The sequence below is a fragment of the Streptomyces sp. NPDC002785 genome (assembly GCF_040295565.1).
Lineage (GTDB): Bacteria > Actinomycetota > Actinomycetes > Streptomycetales > Streptomycetaceae > Streptomyces.
In genome coordinates this window covers 22207-38571 of the sequence record NZ_JBEOVN010000055.1, presented here as the reverse complement: position 1 = coordinate 38571, position 16365 = coordinate 22207, and the positions used below count along the sequence as shown (strand labels likewise).

Annotated in this window: 12 protein-coding genes; 6 read left to right on the top strand and 6 right to left on the bottom strand. The window is 70.8% G+C overall.

The features are described from left to right. Window positions 1-56 precede the first annotated feature (56 nt). The 4 genes from ABTZ94_RS16015 to yczE all read right to left on the bottom strand — a co-directional run bounded on the left by ABTZ94_RS16015 (window position 57) and on the right by yczE (window position 3603). A complete protein-coding gene (locus ABTZ94_RS16015) occupies window positions 57-431 on the bottom strand; it encodes an RNA polymerase-binding protein RbpA (protein WP_007262928.1) in 375 nt (124 codons plus the stop codon). Window positions 432-696: 265 nt separating this feature from the next. Next, complete coding sequence (locus ABTZ94_RS16010; protein WP_351201486.1) at window positions 697-2070, bottom strand: MFS transporter; 1374 nt, start codon at window positions 2068-2070, stop codon at window positions 697-699. A gap of 46 nt (window positions 2071-2116) precedes the next feature. Beyond that, the gene (locus ABTZ94_RS16005; protein ID WP_351201484.1) at window positions 2117-2881 is read right to left on the bottom strand and encodes a glycerophosphodiester phosphodiesterase family protein; all 765 of its coding nucleotides are present in this window, start codon (window positions 2879-2881) and stop codon (window positions 2117-2119) included. Continuing rightward, a complete protein-coding gene (yczE, locus tag ABTZ94_RS16000; RefSeq protein WP_351201482.1) occupies window positions 2878-3603 on the bottom strand; it encodes a membrane protein YczE in 726 nt (241 codons plus the stop codon). The genes ABTZ94_RS16005 and yczE overlap by 4 nt, the downstream gene beginning before the upstream one ends. 101 nt (window positions 3604-3704) lie before the next feature. Between yczE and ABTZ94_RS15995 the strand changes: the two genes are divergently transcribed. Beyond that, a complete protein-coding gene (locus ABTZ94_RS15995; RefSeq protein WP_351201480.1) occupies window positions 3705-5204 on the top strand; it encodes an SCO1417 family PLP biosynthesis transcription factor in 1500 nt (499 codons plus the stop codon). A gap of 59 nt (window positions 5205-5263) precedes the next feature. Here ABTZ94_RS15995 and ABTZ94_RS15990 read toward each other — a convergent pair whose 3' ends face one another. Both ABTZ94_RS15990 and ABTZ94_RS15985 read right to left on the bottom strand, forming a co-directional pair. Next, window positions 5264-6874 carry a P-loop NTPase family protein gene (locus ABTZ94_RS15990; RefSeq protein ID WP_351201478.1) on the bottom strand — a complete coding sequence of 537 codons (1611 nt, stop codon included), beginning with the start codon at window positions 6872-6874 and terminating at the stop codon, window positions 5264-5266. 37 nt (window positions 6875-6911) lie between these two features. Then, window positions 6912-7106 (bottom strand): hypothetical protein, encoded by a 195-nt coding sequence (locus ABTZ94_RS15985; protein WP_037696696.1) that lies wholly within the window; start codon window positions 7104-7106, stop codon window positions 6912-6914. A 315-nt stretch (window positions 7107-7421) separates the two neighbouring features. Between ABTZ94_RS15985 and ABTZ94_RS15980 the strand changes: the two genes are divergently transcribed. From ABTZ94_RS15980 to ABTZ94_RS15960, 5 genes are all read left to right on the top strand, one after another. Beyond that, complete coding sequence (locus ABTZ94_RS15980; RefSeq protein ID WP_351201476.1) at window positions 7422-7814, top strand: ankyrin repeat domain-containing protein; 393 nt, start codon at window positions 7422-7424, stop codon at window positions 7812-7814. A 219-nt stretch (window positions 7815-8033) separates the two neighbouring features. Further along, the gene (locus ABTZ94_RS15975; RefSeq protein WP_351201475.1) at window positions 8034-9452 is read left to right on the top strand and encodes a HEAT repeat domain-containing protein; all 1419 of its coding nucleotides are present in this window, start codon (window positions 8034-8036) and stop codon (window positions 9450-9452) included. A gap of 477 nt (window positions 9453-9929) precedes the next feature. Further along, window positions 9930-13586, top strand: coding sequence for a hydantoinase B/oxoprolinase family protein (locus ABTZ94_RS15970; protein WP_351201490.1), 3657 nt, complete (start codon window positions 9930-9932; stop codon window positions 13584-13586). Window positions 13587-13668: 82 nt separating this feature from the next. Continuing rightward, window positions 13669-15195 carry a hypothetical protein gene (locus ABTZ94_RS15965; protein ID WP_351201473.1) on the top strand — a complete coding sequence of 509 codons (1527 nt, stop codon included), beginning with the start codon at window positions 13669-13671 and terminating at the stop codon, window positions 15193-15195. 184 nt (window positions 15196-15379) lie between these two features. After that, window positions 15380-16318: a hypothetical protein gene (locus tag ABTZ94_RS15960; protein ID WP_351201471.1), complete on the top strand. Its 939-nt coding sequence runs from the start codon at window positions 15380-15382 to the stop codon at window positions 16316-16318. The last annotated feature ends 47 nt before the right edge of the window (window positions 16319-16365 follow it).

Below are 16365 nucleotides of genomic sequence, written 5' to 3'. Positions count from 1 at the left end.
GACACACCGAGCGTGTGTCACAGCCCGCGGCTCTGTCGTATTGCGGTGTTACGCGGTCAGGCAGACTTCCTGCTGTCCCGCGGATGTACGGCGATGTTCATGGCTCCGGAGCGCAGAACCGCCAGCCTCTCGGCCAGCACCTCCTCCAGCTCCTCGCGTGTGCGCCGCTCCATGAGCATGTCCCAGTGCGTACGCGCAGGCTTGCCCTTCTTCTCCTCGGGGCCATCCCCGTCCACCAGGAGTGCCATGGCGCCGCACGCCTTGCACTCCCACTCCGGCGGAATTTCCGCCTCTACCGAGAACGGCATCTCAAATCGATGTCCGTTCTGGCATGCGTACTCCACCGCCTGGCGCGGGGCCAGATCGATGCCGCGGTCCGTCTCGTAGCTGGTAACCACGAGTCGCGTGCCGCGGAGAGCTCGCTCACTCATGAATCGTGCCTCCCGGGCTTGTCGCCCACAGGACAGGTGTCGCTGTCGTCGTCATCCGGTCAACGTCCGCTCGGCGGTAAAGATTCCCGTTGCCGGTCATGCGTCGCCCGTCGTGCCGCTGCTTCTTCAGGGTTGAAGTACCCGCCAATGCCCGGTTTGTCACATCTGGCGGAAGTTGTCACCCAAGGATCTGGCTTCTTCCGCTCGCAGTAACGGTCCTCCGGGCAGGCCAAAGGCGTACACTACCGGCCTTTCACTTCAACGTCTAAATCCGTTCCGGAACGGGATTCCCCGCTGCCGCCACGGCCTGTCGGATCGGCACCCTCGCGAGCAGTACCGAACCGACCACGAAGAAGATCACCAACGAGATGATCGCATCCCGATAGCTCCCGGTCAGCTGATACGCGAGACCGAACACGAGTGGCCCAAGCCAGCTCAGTCCGCGGTCGCTCATTTCGTACGCGGAGAAGTACTCGGCCTCCTTGCCGCTCGGCACCAGATGGGAGAACAACGAGCGCGACAGCGCCTGGCTGCCGCCGAGCACCAGACCGATCGCCGAGGCCAGCGCATAGAAGAACACCGGCGCGTCGGCGGGCAGGAAATAGCCGGCGACGAGAATCAGCGTCCAGACGACGAGCGAGCCGAGGATCGTGCGCTTCGCGCCGTACACCCGCGCCAGCCGGCCCATCCCCAGCGCCCCGGCCACCGCGAGCACCTGCACCAGCAGCACAGCGGTGATCAGCGTCGTCTGGTCGAGGCCCAGCTCCTCGGAGCCGTATACCGAGGCCTGGGAGATGACCGTCTGCACGCCGTCGTTGTAGACGAGGTACGCCAGCAGGAAGGAGAGCGTCAGCGGGTGGCGGCGCATGTCGCGCAGGGTGGCCATCAGCTGCCGCCACCCCGAGCCGACCGCCCCCTCGCCGTTCGGTGTCACCCGCCGGTCGCGCAGCCGCCGCAGCGGTATGAGGGTGAAGGCGCCCCACCAGAGACCGGCCGATGCGAGACAGATCCGCACCGCGTCGGACTCGGAGAGGCCGAAGGAGTCGTGGCCCGTGTACAGGACCAGATTCAGGACGAGGACGAACGCACCCGAGGTGTATCCGAACGCCCAGCCCCGCGACGAGACCGCATCCCGCTCGTCCGGTCCGGCGATCTGCGGCAGATAGGCGTTGTAGAGCACCATCGACACCGAGATCGAGGCGTTCGCCACGATCAGCAGGAACGCGCCCAGCAGATAGCGCTGGCCGTCCAGGAAGAACATGCCGGTGGTCGCGGCAGCCCCCACATAGGCCGCAGTTGCCAGTAGCGGCTTCTTCCGCCCCGTACGGTCCGCGGCGGCGCCCACGATCGGCATCACGATCACCGCGACCACGACGGACACGGAGACCGCGTAGGCGAACAGCGACCCGGCGCGCACCGGTATGCCGAGCGGGTGCACGAAACCGTCGGCGTCGGCGGCCGACTTGGCGACCGACGTCAGATAGGGGCCGAGGAATACCGTCAGGACGCTCGTCGAGTAGACGGAGCAGGCGAAGTCGTAGAAATACCAGCCACGTTGTTCACGTCTGCGGCTCGCGGCGTCGGCGGAACCCGTCGTGAGTCCAGTCGGCTCAGCGGTGTCCGCGGTCTCGGCGCTCAACCCGCACCCCCTCGTCTCTCCCCGTGGAGACCTCGCACGACCGGCGTCAGGCCCAGGCCCCCCGCTCGCTCAGCACCGTACGCAGCGTCTCGATGTGATCGGTCATGATGCCATCCACGCCGAGATCGAGGAGCGCTGCCATCCGCTCGGGTTCGTTCACCGTCCAGACGTGCACCTGGAGTCCGCGTGCGTGCGCCTCTCGTACGAAGCGCCGGTCGACCACCCGGACGCCGTTCTGGCTCTCCGGCACCTGCGCGCACACCGCGCCGGCCCGCAGCGGCGCCGGTATGCCGTACGAGCGCAGCCGCAGGCCCAGCACGCCGCGGACGCCGTAGGAGGTGGCGAGCCGGGGCCCCGCAAGACGGTGGGCCCGGGCGACCCGGGACTCCGAGAACGAGCCGACGCACACCCGGTCCCAGGCATCCGCCCGGCGGATCAGATCGACCAGCGGGGCCAGGGCGGACTCGGCCTTGATGTCGACGTTCCAGCGGGCTTCGGGGAACGTCTCCAGCAGCTCCTCGAACAGCGGCAGCGGCTCCCGGCCGGCGACCCTGGCCCGCCGCACCTCGCTCCACGGCAGCTGGGCTATCCGGCCCCGAGCGTCCGTCACCCGGTCCAAAGTGGCGTCGTGGAAGGCCACCAGGCGACCGTCCGACGTGGTGTGCACATCGGTCTCGAAGTAGCGGTACCCGGCGTCGGCGGCCCGCCGGAACGCGGCCGTGGTGTTCTCGATCCCGTCCGCGGCACCGCCTCGATGGGCGAAGGGGATCGGCGTGGGATGGTCGAGATAGGGGTGGCGTTCGGAGGTCACCTTCGCAGTATGGCCTGCCCCGGTGTCCGAGCGGTGACGGTGGTGTCGCCGCTGTCCGAGCCGGGTGTGACGGGCGCCTGGTCGTCGGGCCCGGCGGCGGCCTCCGCCGTCGGCCTTGCGCCGATCGCGAAGAAGCGCAGGAAGAACTGGGCGAGCGGGCCGATGGCCAGGGCGTAGAGCACCGTGCCCGCGCCGAGTGAGCCGCCGAGCACGAAGCCGGTCACCACGACCGCCACCTCGATCAGTGTGCGGACGAGCCGGATGGAGCGGCCGGTACGCAGATGAAGACCGGTCATGAGCCCGTCGCGCGGTCCCGGGCCGAACCGCGCCGCGATGTACAGCCCCGTCGCGACGCCGTTGACCACGACACCGGCGACCATCACGGCGATCTGCGCGGCGAGGCCGTGCACGTCGGGCACGAGCGCCAGCGTGCCGTCCATGGCGATGCCGATGGCGAAGACATTGGAGACGGTGCCGAGACCGGGACGCTGCCTGATCGGTATCCACAGCAGCAGAACGGTGGCGCCGACGATGATCGAGACGACCCCGATGGACAGTCCGGTTCGCTCGGCGAGCCCCTGATGCAGCACTCCCCAGGGTTCGAGGCCGAGACCGGCGCGGACCAGGAGCGCCGAGCTCGCCCCGTACAGCGCAAGGCCGACGTACAGCTGAATCAGCCTTCGGGTGAGGTGCGTCCCGCGAGGGACAGGGGTGATGGACAAGAGTGCCCCCTGGAGTGGTGGTAGTGGACTGCCGCATGTCACTCTGTGGCAGGGGATTGGCCGCCAACTATGGCCAATCCGAGAAAGGTGGACTGATTTCCATGGCGCAGTGGACTTCGGTAGTTGGTGCGGCACAGCTTGCGCGGCAGCTCCAGGCCCAACAGCCCCGGCCCGCCGGACCGGGCGCCCGCAGGCCGCCCGCCTACCGCGCACTGGCCGACGGGGTCCGTCTGCTCGTCCTCGAGGGACGGGTGCCGGTGGCCGCCCGGCTCCCCGCCGAGCGCGAACTGGCGCTCGCCCTGTCCGTCAGCCGAACCACCGTCGCCGCCGCGTACGAGGCGCTGCGGGCCGAGGGGTTCCTGGAGTCCCGCCGGGGCGCAGGCAGCTGGACCGCCGTGCCCGCGGGCAATCCGCTGCCCGCACGCGGTCTGGAACCGCTTCCCCCGGAGTCGCTCGGTTCGATGATCGACCTGGGCTGCGCCTCGCTGCCCGCCCCCGAACCGTGGCTGACCCGGGCGGTCCAGGGCGCCCTGGAGGAGCTGGCACCGTACGCCCACACCCATGGCGACTACCCGGCCGGTCTGCCCGCACTGCGGCAGATGATCGCCGACCGCTACACCGAGCGCGGCATCCCGACCATGCCCGAACAGATCATGGTCACCACCGGGGCGATGGGCGCGATCGACGCGATCTGCCACCTCTTCGCCGGCCGCGGTGAACGGATCGCGGTGGAGTCCCCGAGCTACGCCAACATCCTGCAACTGATGCGTGAGGCGGGCGCGCGGCTGGTGCCGGTGGCGATGGAGGAAGGGCTCGGCGGCTGGGACATGAACCGGTGGCGGCAGGTACTGCGGGACGCGGCGCCGCGGCTCGCCTACGTCGTCGCCGACTTCCACAACCCCACCGGCGCGCTGGCCGACGAGGACCGGCGACGTGACCTGGTGGACGCCGCCCGCTCCGCCGGTACGGTCCTGGTCGTCGACGAGACCATGAACGAGCTGCATCTCGACGCCGATGTGCACATGCCGCGCCGGGTCTGCGCCTTCGATCCGGCGGGCTCCACCGTGCTCACTGTCGGATCGGCGAGCAAGGCGTTCTGGGCCGGCATGCGGATCGGCTGGGTGCGCGCCGCCCCGGATGTGATCCGCAGCCTGGTGGCCGCCCGCGCCTACGCCGACATGGGGACGCCCGTCCTTGAGCAGCTCGCCGTCAACTGGCTGATGCGTACCGGCGGCTGGGAGCAGGCCGTGCGGGTGCGGCGCGAACAGGCGCGGGAGAACCGGGACTCGCTCGTCGCCGCGGTCCGCCGGGAGCTGCCGGACTGGGAGTTCTCGGTTCCGCGTGGTGGTCTGACCCTCTGGGTGCGTACCGGCGGCCTCTCCGGTTCACGGCTCGCGGTGGCGGGGGAACGGGTCGGCGTACGCGTTCCCTCCGGCCCCCGGTTCGGCGTCGACGGCGCCTTCGAGGGGTACGTACGGCTGCCGTTCACGGTCGCAGGGCCGGTCGCGGACGAGGCGGCGGTACGGCTCGCGGCGGCGGCGCAGCTGGTGCGGTCGGGGGCGGGCGCGGGGGTGGAGGCGCCGCGGACGTTCGTCGCCTGATCCACGGGGCGGCGCAGGGGTGATGGATCAGCCGATCCGTCACCCCTGCGCCGCCCCGTTCAGTCGCTGACCGCCATTTCCTCGACGGCCGCGGCCGCGGTCACGACGCGCGGCATCGCCGGGTCCGGGACGCTCGCTCCGGCCAGTGCGGTCTCCTCGGCCGGCGCCTGCCGTCCGGGGAGCAGACCGAGGACGGCCTGCCGCTGTGCCTCGCTGGTCGCCTCGTCGTACGGATCGGGTGTGGCCGGGACCTGGAGCCGCAGCACCGGACCGGTGCCGAGCCGCGCGTACCCCCGGCCGGGAGGGACGTCCGGTGTCGGCGTCGTGTGCGGTTCCGTGCCGAGCACCGACTCGACCTGCTCGCGGGAGCAGTCGCCGAGCACAACCCTGGCCCGGGTATGGGTCCGCACGGTCTCGCCGAGGGAGTCCAGGCTGTCGAACTGTTCGGTCATGACCACGGTGACGCCGGCGGCCCTGCCGTGCCGCAGCGGCACCTGGAGCAGTTCCTGGGGGTCGGGCTTGCCGTCGGCGGCCGCCAGATGGCCGAGGACGCTGGGCCGGTCCAGCAGGATCCAGAGCGGGCGCTTGATGTCGTCGGGTGCGGGGTGGCCGGACTGCCGGGCCCGGTTCGCCGCGATCAGCCGTCGCTCCGTCTCGTGGGCCGCCCACTCCAGCGTCGCCAGCGCGCCGGCCAGGCCGCACTCCACGGCCAGGACGCCGTCGCGCCCGGGCAGGCAGGCGTACTCGCCGGTTCCGCTGCCTTCGATGATCAGGATGTCGCCGTGCTGGAGCGCCTGCAGGGCGATGGAGCGCATCAGCGTGGTGGTGCCGCTGCCGGGCTGTCCGACGACCAGCAGATGCGGCTCGGTGGAGCGGGCGCCGGTCCGCCAGACGACCGGAGGTGCGTCACGGGTCGCGTCGCCGTCGTTCACGGGGACGGTGCGCTGCACCGCGTCGCCGTCGGTGAAACCCAGCACGGTCTCGCCGGGGGCGGTGACGAAGCGCTGGGCCCCGATCGAGGTGGGCAGGGCGTCGAGCACGTTCATGACGAGCTGATTGCCCTCCTCGTCCCAGGCGAAGTGGTACTCGCGGCCACGGCCGGACTTGGCATGCAGCAGCTGCTCGATCCGGATGCGGGAGGCGGCCTCGCTGTCGGTGAAGTACGCGGGGTACGTCACCTGAAGACGTGTCAGGCGCCCGTTGCCGTCGAACTCGTAACCGCTGAAGACCTTGTCCCAGTCGCCGCCGTGGGCGAACAGCGGACTGGGGTCGTCGGCCACGGAGAAGTACGGCACGAGCGCCTCGTACAGGGACCGCAGCCGGCCGGTCTCCGCCTCGTCGGGGCCGGTCTTCACGGGAGTCCGCTCCCGGCCCTTCCAGGCGGCTGCGCCCATGACCGTGACCAGGGCGAGCACGGACCCGTACGGGATGAGGGCGACCAGGAGTACGCAGGCCGCGACGGAGAACAGCGTCGGACCACGCTTGTCCTTGGGCGTCGCGGCCCACTTCTGCCATCCGGCTCCGGCCAGCAGCCGCAGACCACGAGTGACCGTGATCAGCGGATGGAGGACGTCGGTGGCGTTGTCGGCGGCCGTGCGCGCGCACTCGCGACTGCGAGTGATCGAGATGCTGCCGCTGCTCAGAATGCGGGGGAGTGGTCGCCGGGCCACGTCGGTCTCCTGAAGGGGTGGGAGTGGTCGCGGACGGTCAGAACTTGATCCCGCCCAAGAGGCCGGCGAGACTCGCGCCGCCCGCGGTGATGCTCGGTGCGATGGCGGTGCCTGCCAGATAGAAGCCGAACATGGCAGTGACGACGGCGTGCGATGCCTTGAGGCCGTCCTTCCTGAAGAACAGGAAGACGATGATGCCGAGGATGACTACGCCTGACATGGACAGGATCATGAGAGGTTCTCCTGGTTAGGGGGACAGTCACCATGAGTCCTTCCAGGTTCACCGGAAGTATCTATACGATAAAAGCTGCAGTTGGGTGAAAAGTCTGCATTTTCACTTGTTTGGTCGACATGGGAGTGCCGATGGGACGGAAAACTCGATGTCACGCGCTGTTCCGCCGTCACCGGACGTGATTTTTTGCCGTGGGTGGGCCGGGATATGTGCGCGGTCGAGCAGTACCCTGTCGATTCACTCGTACGGCCCCCGCGGCGTACGCCCCGGCAGGTCAACAGCGGTGAAACCGGTTAATGGAAGGCGGTCCGTCCGATGAGCGAAACCCCCGATCCCGAGGTGGTCGAGCTGGCGACGAAGGTCTTCGACCTGGCCCGCCGCGGTGAGACCGAAACCCTCGCCGCGTATGTGGACGCGGGTGTCCCCGTGGACCTCACCAACGACCGGGGTGATTCGCTGCTGATGCTCGCCTCCTATTACGGGCACGCCGCCGCGGTCACCGCCCTCGTCGGCCGTGGCGCCGACCCGGACCGGGCCAACGACCGCGGACAGACGCCGCTCGCCGGAGCCGTCTTCAAGGGCGAGGACGAGGTGATCGAGGCGCTGCTCGCCGCAGGGGCCGACCCGGCGGCCGGAACGCCCTCCGCACTGGACACTGCACGCATGTTCGGCAAGGCCGACCTGCTGGAACTCTTCGGCTCCCGTTGACCGGGTACGCCGTAAATGTGGTCGCGGTGGCGAAATGGCTGGGTCATCATGACGTCGCGGGCCCGATTCGGGCCACCGACGAGAGGCAGAGGAAGATGGTTTACACCAAGCAGAAGACGGCGGTCGGCCGATCATGTTGCTGCGCGGCGTAGTGCCCCACCCGGCACTTGGAACTGCACAGTCCCGGTTGCGTCGACAGCTTGATGTGAGGCTCTTTCCATGTTTGATCCGTTCATAGCGCCGAGCGGCACCCTGCTCGGCCTGCTGCAGAGGGGCCGTGGCGACGGCACGCTCCATGCGCTCGCCGCACCACGCCCCGAGGCCCTGGCGGCTCTCAACCACTGCGTCCTGAGCGATCCGCGACACGACTGGCAGGTGGAGAACCGCTCGCTCTACTACGCACGCCTGTATCTCGACCTCGACGGCGGAATCGAAGAGATCGAGCGCCACCTGTGCGATCCCGACGACCACCTCGACACCGAGGACTCACGCACCGGGCTGGCCCTCGCCGTACTCGGCCACCTCGCCTCGTACGGACGGGACGACGCCCTGGCCCTGCTGCGGCGGTACGCCGCGACCGGAGCCAACTGGGCCTGGGCCCTGGACGAGCTCGCCCTGCGTGACGACGACGCGGGGCTCCGCGCTCTCGCCGTACCCGTGCTCAGCCGGTTCCCGGCCACCGGGGAGGGCGCCGCTGAGCTGGCCGCCGCCGTACGGGACGCCTTCGAACCCCGCCCCTGGCGGCTCTGGGCGGACGACCCGCGCGAGGAGGTCGGTGCCAGGGTCAGGGCAGCCTCGGAGCAGGGCTCCTTCGACCGCTGGCAGCGGCAGATGCGGCCCGGCGGCCCCCGCCCCGGCTGGAGCGTCCAGGCCGTCCTCGACTGGGCCCAGCAGGGACTCGAACGCGGCAGCGTTCTCCACGTCCCGGCCGCCCGGTGCCTCACCGCCGTCGCCGGCCCCGAGGACCGGTCCACGATTATCGAGGCCGCCCGCAGCGGCCCCGAGGGTGCACGCTGCGCCGCTCTGCACTATCTGGCCGAGGCCAGGGACCCGGCCGTGCTCGACCTGATCGAGACCGCTGCGGTCAGCGCTTCCCGCACCGTCGCCGACGCGGGCGTCGCCGCCTTCGAGCGGATGTGCGGCGACGCGGCGGTGGAGCGTGCCAGGCGCTGGGCCCGACGGCCCGACGCCCTCGGCGCCTCCGCGGCCGGTGTGCTCGCCTGCCGGGGCGGCGCTCAGGACGCCCCACTGGTCCTCGGCGCACTCCGCGAGGCCGTACGGGGCGAAGGTCCGGACGCACCACGCCTGTGGACCCTCGTCGACGGCACGGGCCGACTGGGCATTGCCTGCGCGGCCCCCGTACTGCGCCATGTCTACCGGGAGACGTCCTCCTCGCACCTGCGCGGCCGAGCGGCCTGCGCACTGGCCGCGACCGACCCCTCCTTCGCCACCGGATTCGCCGTCGAATGCCTGTGGGACTGCGAGGAGACCACCCGCGAGGTCGCCGCACTCCACGCCGAGACCGGCGACATCAGGGTCGCCGAGCGACTGCGCCGACTCGCCGCGGACCCGGCCGAGGAGGCCGAGGTGCAGACAGCGGTGCGCAGCAGGATCGGGCCCGACACCCCCGCGGTCTGACCGGAGTACGCACAGCGGCGCGCGTCGGGGGGCGCGCGGCGCGAACGGGCCGGGCCGCGTCCGCGAAGTCCCGCCCGGTGCGCGGCGCCCGGCACTTCTCCGAACTCCCGGCTTCGCCCGGCAGGAGAGCCCGTCCTCTCCGCGTTGTCGGAGTCATCCGAGTACGTCACGTTCGAGGACGATCCTCCGCCTTGCGATTGCACGCACCGGACGCCGCGGGCCACGCCCTTCGGGCGTACGTCGGGACCATGTGGACACGGCCCAGCGGCGCATCGGGGGCGTGCTAGGCCGTACCTGGCCGGAGCGGGGATGCAGCACCGGGTGTGCGGCACCGGCGGACGGCTGGAACGGCGGGCCGAGGCGGCGCTGCGGAGCGCGCCGGCCGCCGTGCAGCCGGCCGGTGCGCCGACTGCCGGGGAGAAGGCCGTGCCGTCCGGGCCGTTGTCCGTGCCGCAGTATGCGGGTGAGTATGGAGGGATGACCGGACGCTGGGAGTTCTGGATCGACCGTGGCGGCACGTTCACCGATGTCGTGGGCCGGGATCCCGATGGGCACCTGATCACCCGCAAGCTGCTCTCCCACGACCCGGACCGCTACCGCGACGCCGCCGTGGCCGGAATCCGTGGGCTGCTGGGCCTCGGCCCCACCGACCCGGTGCCCGCCGACCGGGTCGGCACGGTGAAGATCGGCACGACGGTCGCCACCAACGCCCTGCTGGAGCGGCGCGGTGAGCCGACCGTCCTGGTCATCACGGAAGGCTTCCGCGACGCGCTGCGCATCGCGTACCAGAACCGTCCGAGACTCTTCGACCGCCGCATCCTGCTGCCCGAGGCCGTGTACGAGCGGGTGATCGAGGTCCCCGAGCGGATCGACGCCCGCGGCCGGGTCGTGACACCGCTCGACCGGGACGCGGTGGCCGAGCGGTTGCAGGCGGCCCGGGCCGACGGACTGAGCAGCGCGGCAGTAGTCCTGATGCACGGCTACCGCCACCCCGGACACGAGAGCGCCGTGGCCGCCGCAGCCCGCGAGGCAGGCTTCACCCAGGTCAGCTGTTCGCACGAGGTGAGCCCGCTGATCAAGCTCGTACCACGCGGCGACACCACCGTCGTCGACGCCTACCTCTCGCCGATCCTGCGCCGGTACGTCGACGAGGTCGCCCGCGAACTCGACGGAATCCGGCTGATGTTCATGCAGTCCAACGGCGGGTTGCGCGAAGCATCCCACTTCCGGGGCAAGGACGCGGTGCTCTCCGGCCCCGCCGGTGGCGTGGTCGGCATGGCCCGTACGTCCGGACAGGCCGGATTCGACCGGGTCATCGGTTTCGACATGGGCGGCACATCCACCGATGTGTCGCACTACGCGGGCGAGTTCGAGCGCGAGATGGGTACGCAGGTGGCCGGTGTGCGGATGCGCGCCCCCATGATGAACATCCACACCGTCGCCGCCGGCGGCGGCTCCGTCCTGCACTTCGACGGCCACCGCTACCGCGTCGGCCCCGACTCGGCGGGCGCGATCCCCGGCCCGGCCTGCTACCGCCGCGGCGGGCCGCTGACCGTCACCGACGCCAATGTGATGCTCGGCCGGGTCCAGCCCGCGCACTTCCCGGCCGTCTTCGGACCTGACGGCGACCTCCCGCTCGACGCGGACCTCGTACGCGAACGTTTCGACGCGCTCGCGCAGGACGTGGCGCGCGCCACCGGAGCGCGGCACACGGCGGCCGAGGTCGCCGCCGGGTTCCTGGAGATCGCCGTGCTCAACATGGCGAACGCGGTCAAGAAGATCTCCGTGCAGCGCGGACACGACATCACCCGCTACGCCCTGACCGGCTTCGGTGGCGCCGGAGGCCAGCACGTCTGCGCCGTCGCCGACGCCCTCGGTATCGACACGGTCCTCGTACCGCCCCTGGCAGGCGTGCTGTCCGCGTACGGCATCGGTCTCGCCGACGCCACCGCGATGCGCGAACAGTCCGTCGAGGAGGAACTGAACGAGGCGACCTTGACCGCGGTGGGCGAACTCTGCGACGAACTCGCCGCCCGCACTCGCGCCGAACTGCGCGCCGACGCCATCCCCGACAGCGCGATCAGCACGCGCGCCCGGGTCTTTCTGCGCTACGCCGGAACGGACTCGAGCCTGCCCGTCGGCCTGGACAGCGCGCCCGCCATGGCCGAGGCCTTCTCCGCGGAGCACCGCGCACGCTACGCGTTCACCATGGACAAACCCCTGGTCGTCGAGGCGGTGTCGGTCGAGGCGATCGGCGCGGCGGGACAGCACGAACCGTGCCTGGCCGCCCGCACACCCCGCGAGAGCACGGAACCTCAACCGCACGACACCGTAAGGATGTTCGCCGACGGCCGATGGCAGGACACCCCGCTCCACCGGCGCGAGGAACTGCACCCTGCGGACACCGTGACCGGCCCCGGCGTGATCGCCGAGGCGGATGCCACCACTGTCGTCGACCCGGGCTGGCAGGCCGCTCTCGCCGACACCGGCCATCTCCTGCTCACCAGGGTCCGCCCGCGCCCGGACCGCACGGCCGTCGGCACCCGGGTCGACCCCGTCATGCTGGAGGTCTTCAACAACCTGTTCATGTCGATCGCCGAACAGATGGGCGTGCGCCTGGAGAACACGGCCCACTCCGTCAACATCAAGGAGCGGCTCGACTTCTCCTGCGCCCTTTTCGACGCGGACGGCAATCTGATCGCCAATGCCCCGCACATTCCCGTACACCTCGGCTCGATGGGGGAGTCCATCAAGGAGGTGCTGCGGCGCAACAGTGGAGCGATGCGGCCCGGCGATGTGTACGCCATCAACGATCCGTACCACGGGGGCACACATCTGCCCGATGTGACCGTCGTGACACCCGTGTTCGACGAGACCGGTGGTGAGCGGCCGGAGCTGCGCTTCCTCGTGGCCTCACGCGGACACCACGCCGAGATCGGGGGCATCACCCCCGGCTCCATGCCCGCCTTCAGCCGCACCATCCATGAGGAAGGAGTGCTGTTCGACAACTGGCTGCTGGTGCGGGGCGGCAGACTCCGCGAGGCTGAGACGCGCGAGCTGCTCACCACCGCCGCGTATCCTTCCCGCGACCCGGACACCAACCTCGCCGATCTGCGCGCCCAGATCGCCGCCAATGAGAAGGGGATCGCCGAACTCCGGCGTATGGTCGAGCAGTTCGGCCCCGAGGCTGTAGCCGCGTACATGGGGCACGTGCAGGACAACGCCGAGGAGTCCGTCCGCCGGATCATCGCCGAACTGCACGACGGCGCCTACCGCTACGAGACCGACAACGGCGCGGTCATCGAGGTCGCCCTCACCGTGGACAAGGCCACCCGCAGCGCAGTCGTCGACTTCACCGGCACCTCACCGCAGCAGCCGGGCAACTTCAACGCGCCGAAATCTGTGGTGATGGCGGCTGTCCTGTACGTCTTCCGGACCCTGGTCGCCGACGACATCCCGCTCAACAGCGGCTGCCTCAAGCCGCTGGAGGTCAGGATTCCGGAGGGCTCCATGCTGGCCCCCGTCCATCCGGCGGCCACCGTCGCGGGAAACGTGGAGACGTCCCAGGCCGTCACCGGCGCCCTGTACGCGGCGCTCGGCATCCAGGCCGAGGGTTCGGGCACCATGAACAACCTCACCTTCGGCAACGAACGGGTCCAGTACTACGAGACCGTGGCGAGCGGTTCGGGCGCGGGCGACGGCTTCGACGGCGCCGACGCCGTACAGACCCATATGACCAACTCCCGCCTCACCGACCCCGAAGTCCTCGAATGGCGCTACCCCGTCCTGCTGGAGAGCTTCCGGGTACGGGACGGCAGCGGGGGTGCGGGGCGTTGGCACGGCGGCTGCGGCGTGGAGCGGCGGATCCGCTTCCTCGAACCCGTGACCGCGGCGCTGCTCTCCGGCCACCGCCGGGTCCGTCCGTACGGCATGGCGGGCGGTGGGCCCGGCGCACTGGGCGAGCAGTACATCGAGCGGTCGGACGGCCGGACGGTCACACCACTGCGAGGCTGTGACATGGCCGACCTGGAGCGGCGGGACGTACTGGTGCTCCGCACACCGGGCGGCGGGGGATACGGACCCCCGGAGCCGGGCCGGAACGACCGCAAGGGCCCCACCGGGGAACGGCTGTGATGCCGGCTCCGGCCGGCTCCGGGCAAGGGTCGCTTCTGCGTCGTTTCGACCGTTGTCGGTGTGAGGACCTAATCTGTGCAGCGTGACTTCGCCTGCCTACACGGACAACGCTGCGCCCCAGCTCAGCGCGGGGCCGCGGCCCGCCCCGGGCCCGGCCGCCGACGAGGGGCTCTCGCGGCGGCTGCGCGCGCTCGCCTGCACGGCGCCGCTGCACGACCTCGATGTCCGCAAGGCGAATCTGGCCGGTGAGTACACCGTCTACGCGATGGCCGAGGTCGCACTCGCCGCGATCGACCTCGTCACCCTCAACATGGACTTCGACACGGGTGCCGACCACGACCAGATAGTGACCAGACTGCTTCCCCGTGTCGCCGCCCAGGCCCCGCGCCGCCCGGCCGCCGAGCACGAGCGGGTCGCCCGCTGGGTGCTGGAGAACCTGATCAATGTCGGCAGCGTCGACCGCGGATTCCGTGCGGTATATGGCACTTTCGGCCCTGATGGTGTGTATGTCCGTCGCGATTACGACTTCAAACTGATCGAAGAGGTCCCGGGATACGGCGGCACCGTCTTCCTCCGCGCCACCGACGAAGCGGTCAACGTCCTGGTCGGCGCCCTCGACACGGACGTCACCAGCGCCCAGATCGCCGCCGAGGTGAAGCTGGAGGTCCTCATCAGCCGAGGCCGCCTCGCGGACGCACAGCTCGCTGCCGAGCAGGCCCGTTACCGCACCGTGCAGTACGCGGAGACCCTCCGCAAGACGCTGGAGGCCACCCGGCGCAACGTCCGGGCCGTCGACTGGCTCAACGCCGTGCCCGACATGATCGCCGAAGCACTCGACCACGTCGCCGACCGCTACCGCCACGAGAACGCGATCCTCACCAACATCCGCAAGGCGCGAGACGAGGCCGAGGAGCCCGAGCACAAGCGGCGCGCCGCCGAGCTCGTCGACATAGTCAAGGACTGCATCCGCCGCCACACCCAGCTGCAGTCCCGCCTGCTGGAAGCCGGACCGCTCTTCCGCGCCGAACAGGACCGGCAGGCGTTCGCCACCCCCACGGCCCGCACCGGCCTCGATCTGTACGGTCAGCTGGTCGCCCCGCTGCTGCCGCTCCCCGTCGAACAGGCCATCCGCGTCACGGACGCGTTCTTCGCCAACGGCACCGGGCTGCGCACCCCCACCTCGGTACGGGTGGGCGACCTCGTCGACATGCTGCTCACCCCGCCACTGGAGCGGGAACACCTGGGCGCCGAAATGCCCGAACCCGACCTGATCGCCACCCCGGACGACAGCAGGTTCAGCGAGGAGCAGCTCGCGAGCGCCATGGAACTTCTCGACCTGGAGCACGACGCCCCGCGCCGGCTCTCCGGGCTCCTCGCGGAGGCCCGGCGCCGCGATCCCGAACTGCCCTACCTGCTCGCCCTGCTCGCGGTGCACGCCGCGAGCCCGCCGGTCGGCACCGCCTACCGGCAGGGCGAGCAGCGCCTGTTGTTCTCCGTCGACGACGGAACGCAGCTCGACGACCCGGAGTTCGGCGGTGCGGACCTGATAGTCGGGACGGCCCTGCTGGACGCGGCCGGAATGGCCGCGGACCGCTCGGAGGCGTCATGAGCGGCGCGCCACGTGAGGCACACGAGTCGCCGGCCCGGCCGGCGCACGCCGGCCATGGACGTCGCCGCCCTGTCCGCGCCCACGCGGTGTGCGCGGACCGGACCGAGCCGCCCAGGACAGGTGCCGCGAGAACCGGCGCCGTCCACCCCGTACCGAAGAGTTTCCGCATCAAGGAGCGACAGTCGTGAGCGACCACCGCGCACAGCACGCCGACGCGTGGAGCGAGCCGACCGTCGCGTACGCGACCGAGAGTGCGACGCCTGCCGCCCCGGCAGGGCCCGCCATCGCCACCGCCACCGCACCCGTCACGCCGGCCGACGCAGCCGACGCCGCCCGGCTCGTCGCCTTCGGACTGCAGCCCAAACTGCTGCCCGCACGCGACGCCGAATACGCCGAACTGCTCCGTCGCTACCGGGAGGAGCCCGCTTTCGCCCGGCTCGCCGACGCCGTGGCGACCGGACTCGGCCTGGTCGTCCTGGAAGTGTCCACCCGCGCCGGCATGGCCGTGACCGCCGGTGAGGACTCGGTCTTCGCCGTCCGCATGGGCGACTACGCCCGCCGCGCCTCGTCCGACTCCGCCGACCGCTTCCTGCACGGGCTCGCACACCTCGCCGTCGCCGCTATGGCCTTCCCCCGCCCCGAGGACCTCGCCGACGACGCGTACATCGGCCGGATCACCGTCAACGGCGTCGACTCGTTCGTACGCCAGGCGTGTCACCGCCTGGAGGAGCGCGCCGAGGAGCACGGCGACAACACCGACCCGGCCACCGACGCCCCCGGACTGGAGGCGGCCTGGCGGATCTACGCCCGTCGCAGCTCCACCGGAGCCACGAAGGACGCCCGAAGGCTGGCCGGCTCCACGACCGGCATCGTCGGCAAGGCCGTCACCTTCCTCACCGACTCCGGCTTCCTCCAGCGCACCGGGGACGACGCCGGAGGCTCCTTCCGTACCACCGCCCGCTACCAGCTCCAGGTCCGCGACATGGCCGGCAGCGCCGCCATGGCCGAACTGCTGGAACTCGGAGTCGTACCGGTCACCGACGGAACGGCGACGCTGCTGCCGCCGCCCGGCCCCGACGACCTGGAGCTGGTCGGCGACGCAGGTCTGCCCTTCCACGCCTGACCGGCCCGCCCCACCACCGCCGTCTCCCTCCCGCTGCCTGAACGACG

Bases quoted from the DNA above. Each gene is read 5' to 3' on its own strand.
- ABTZ94_RS15995 (WP_351201480.1), top strand. From the start codon at position 3,705: ATGGCGCAGTGGACTTCGGTAGTTGGTGCGGCACAGCTTGCGCGGCAG.
- ABTZ94_RS15970 (WP_351201490.1), top strand. From the start codon at position 9,930: ATGACCGGACGCTGGGAGTTCTGGATCGACCGTGGCGGCACGTTCACC.
- ABTZ94_RS16015 (WP_007262928.1), bottom strand. From the start codon at position 431: ATGAGTGAGCGAGCTCTCCGCGGCACGCGACTCGTGGTTACCAGCTAC.
- ABTZ94_RS15980 (WP_351201476.1), top strand. From the start codon at position 7,422: ATGAGCGAAACCCCCGATCCCGAGGTGGTCGAGCTGGCGACGAAGGTC.
- ABTZ94_RS15985 (WP_037696696.1), bottom strand. From the start codon at position 7,106: ATGATCCTGTCCATGTCAGGCGTAGTCATCCTCGGCATCATCGTCTTC.
- ABTZ94_RS15975 (WP_351201475.1), top strand. From the start codon at position 8,034: ATGTTTGATCCGTTCATAGCGCCGAGCGGCACCCTGCTCGGCCTGCTG.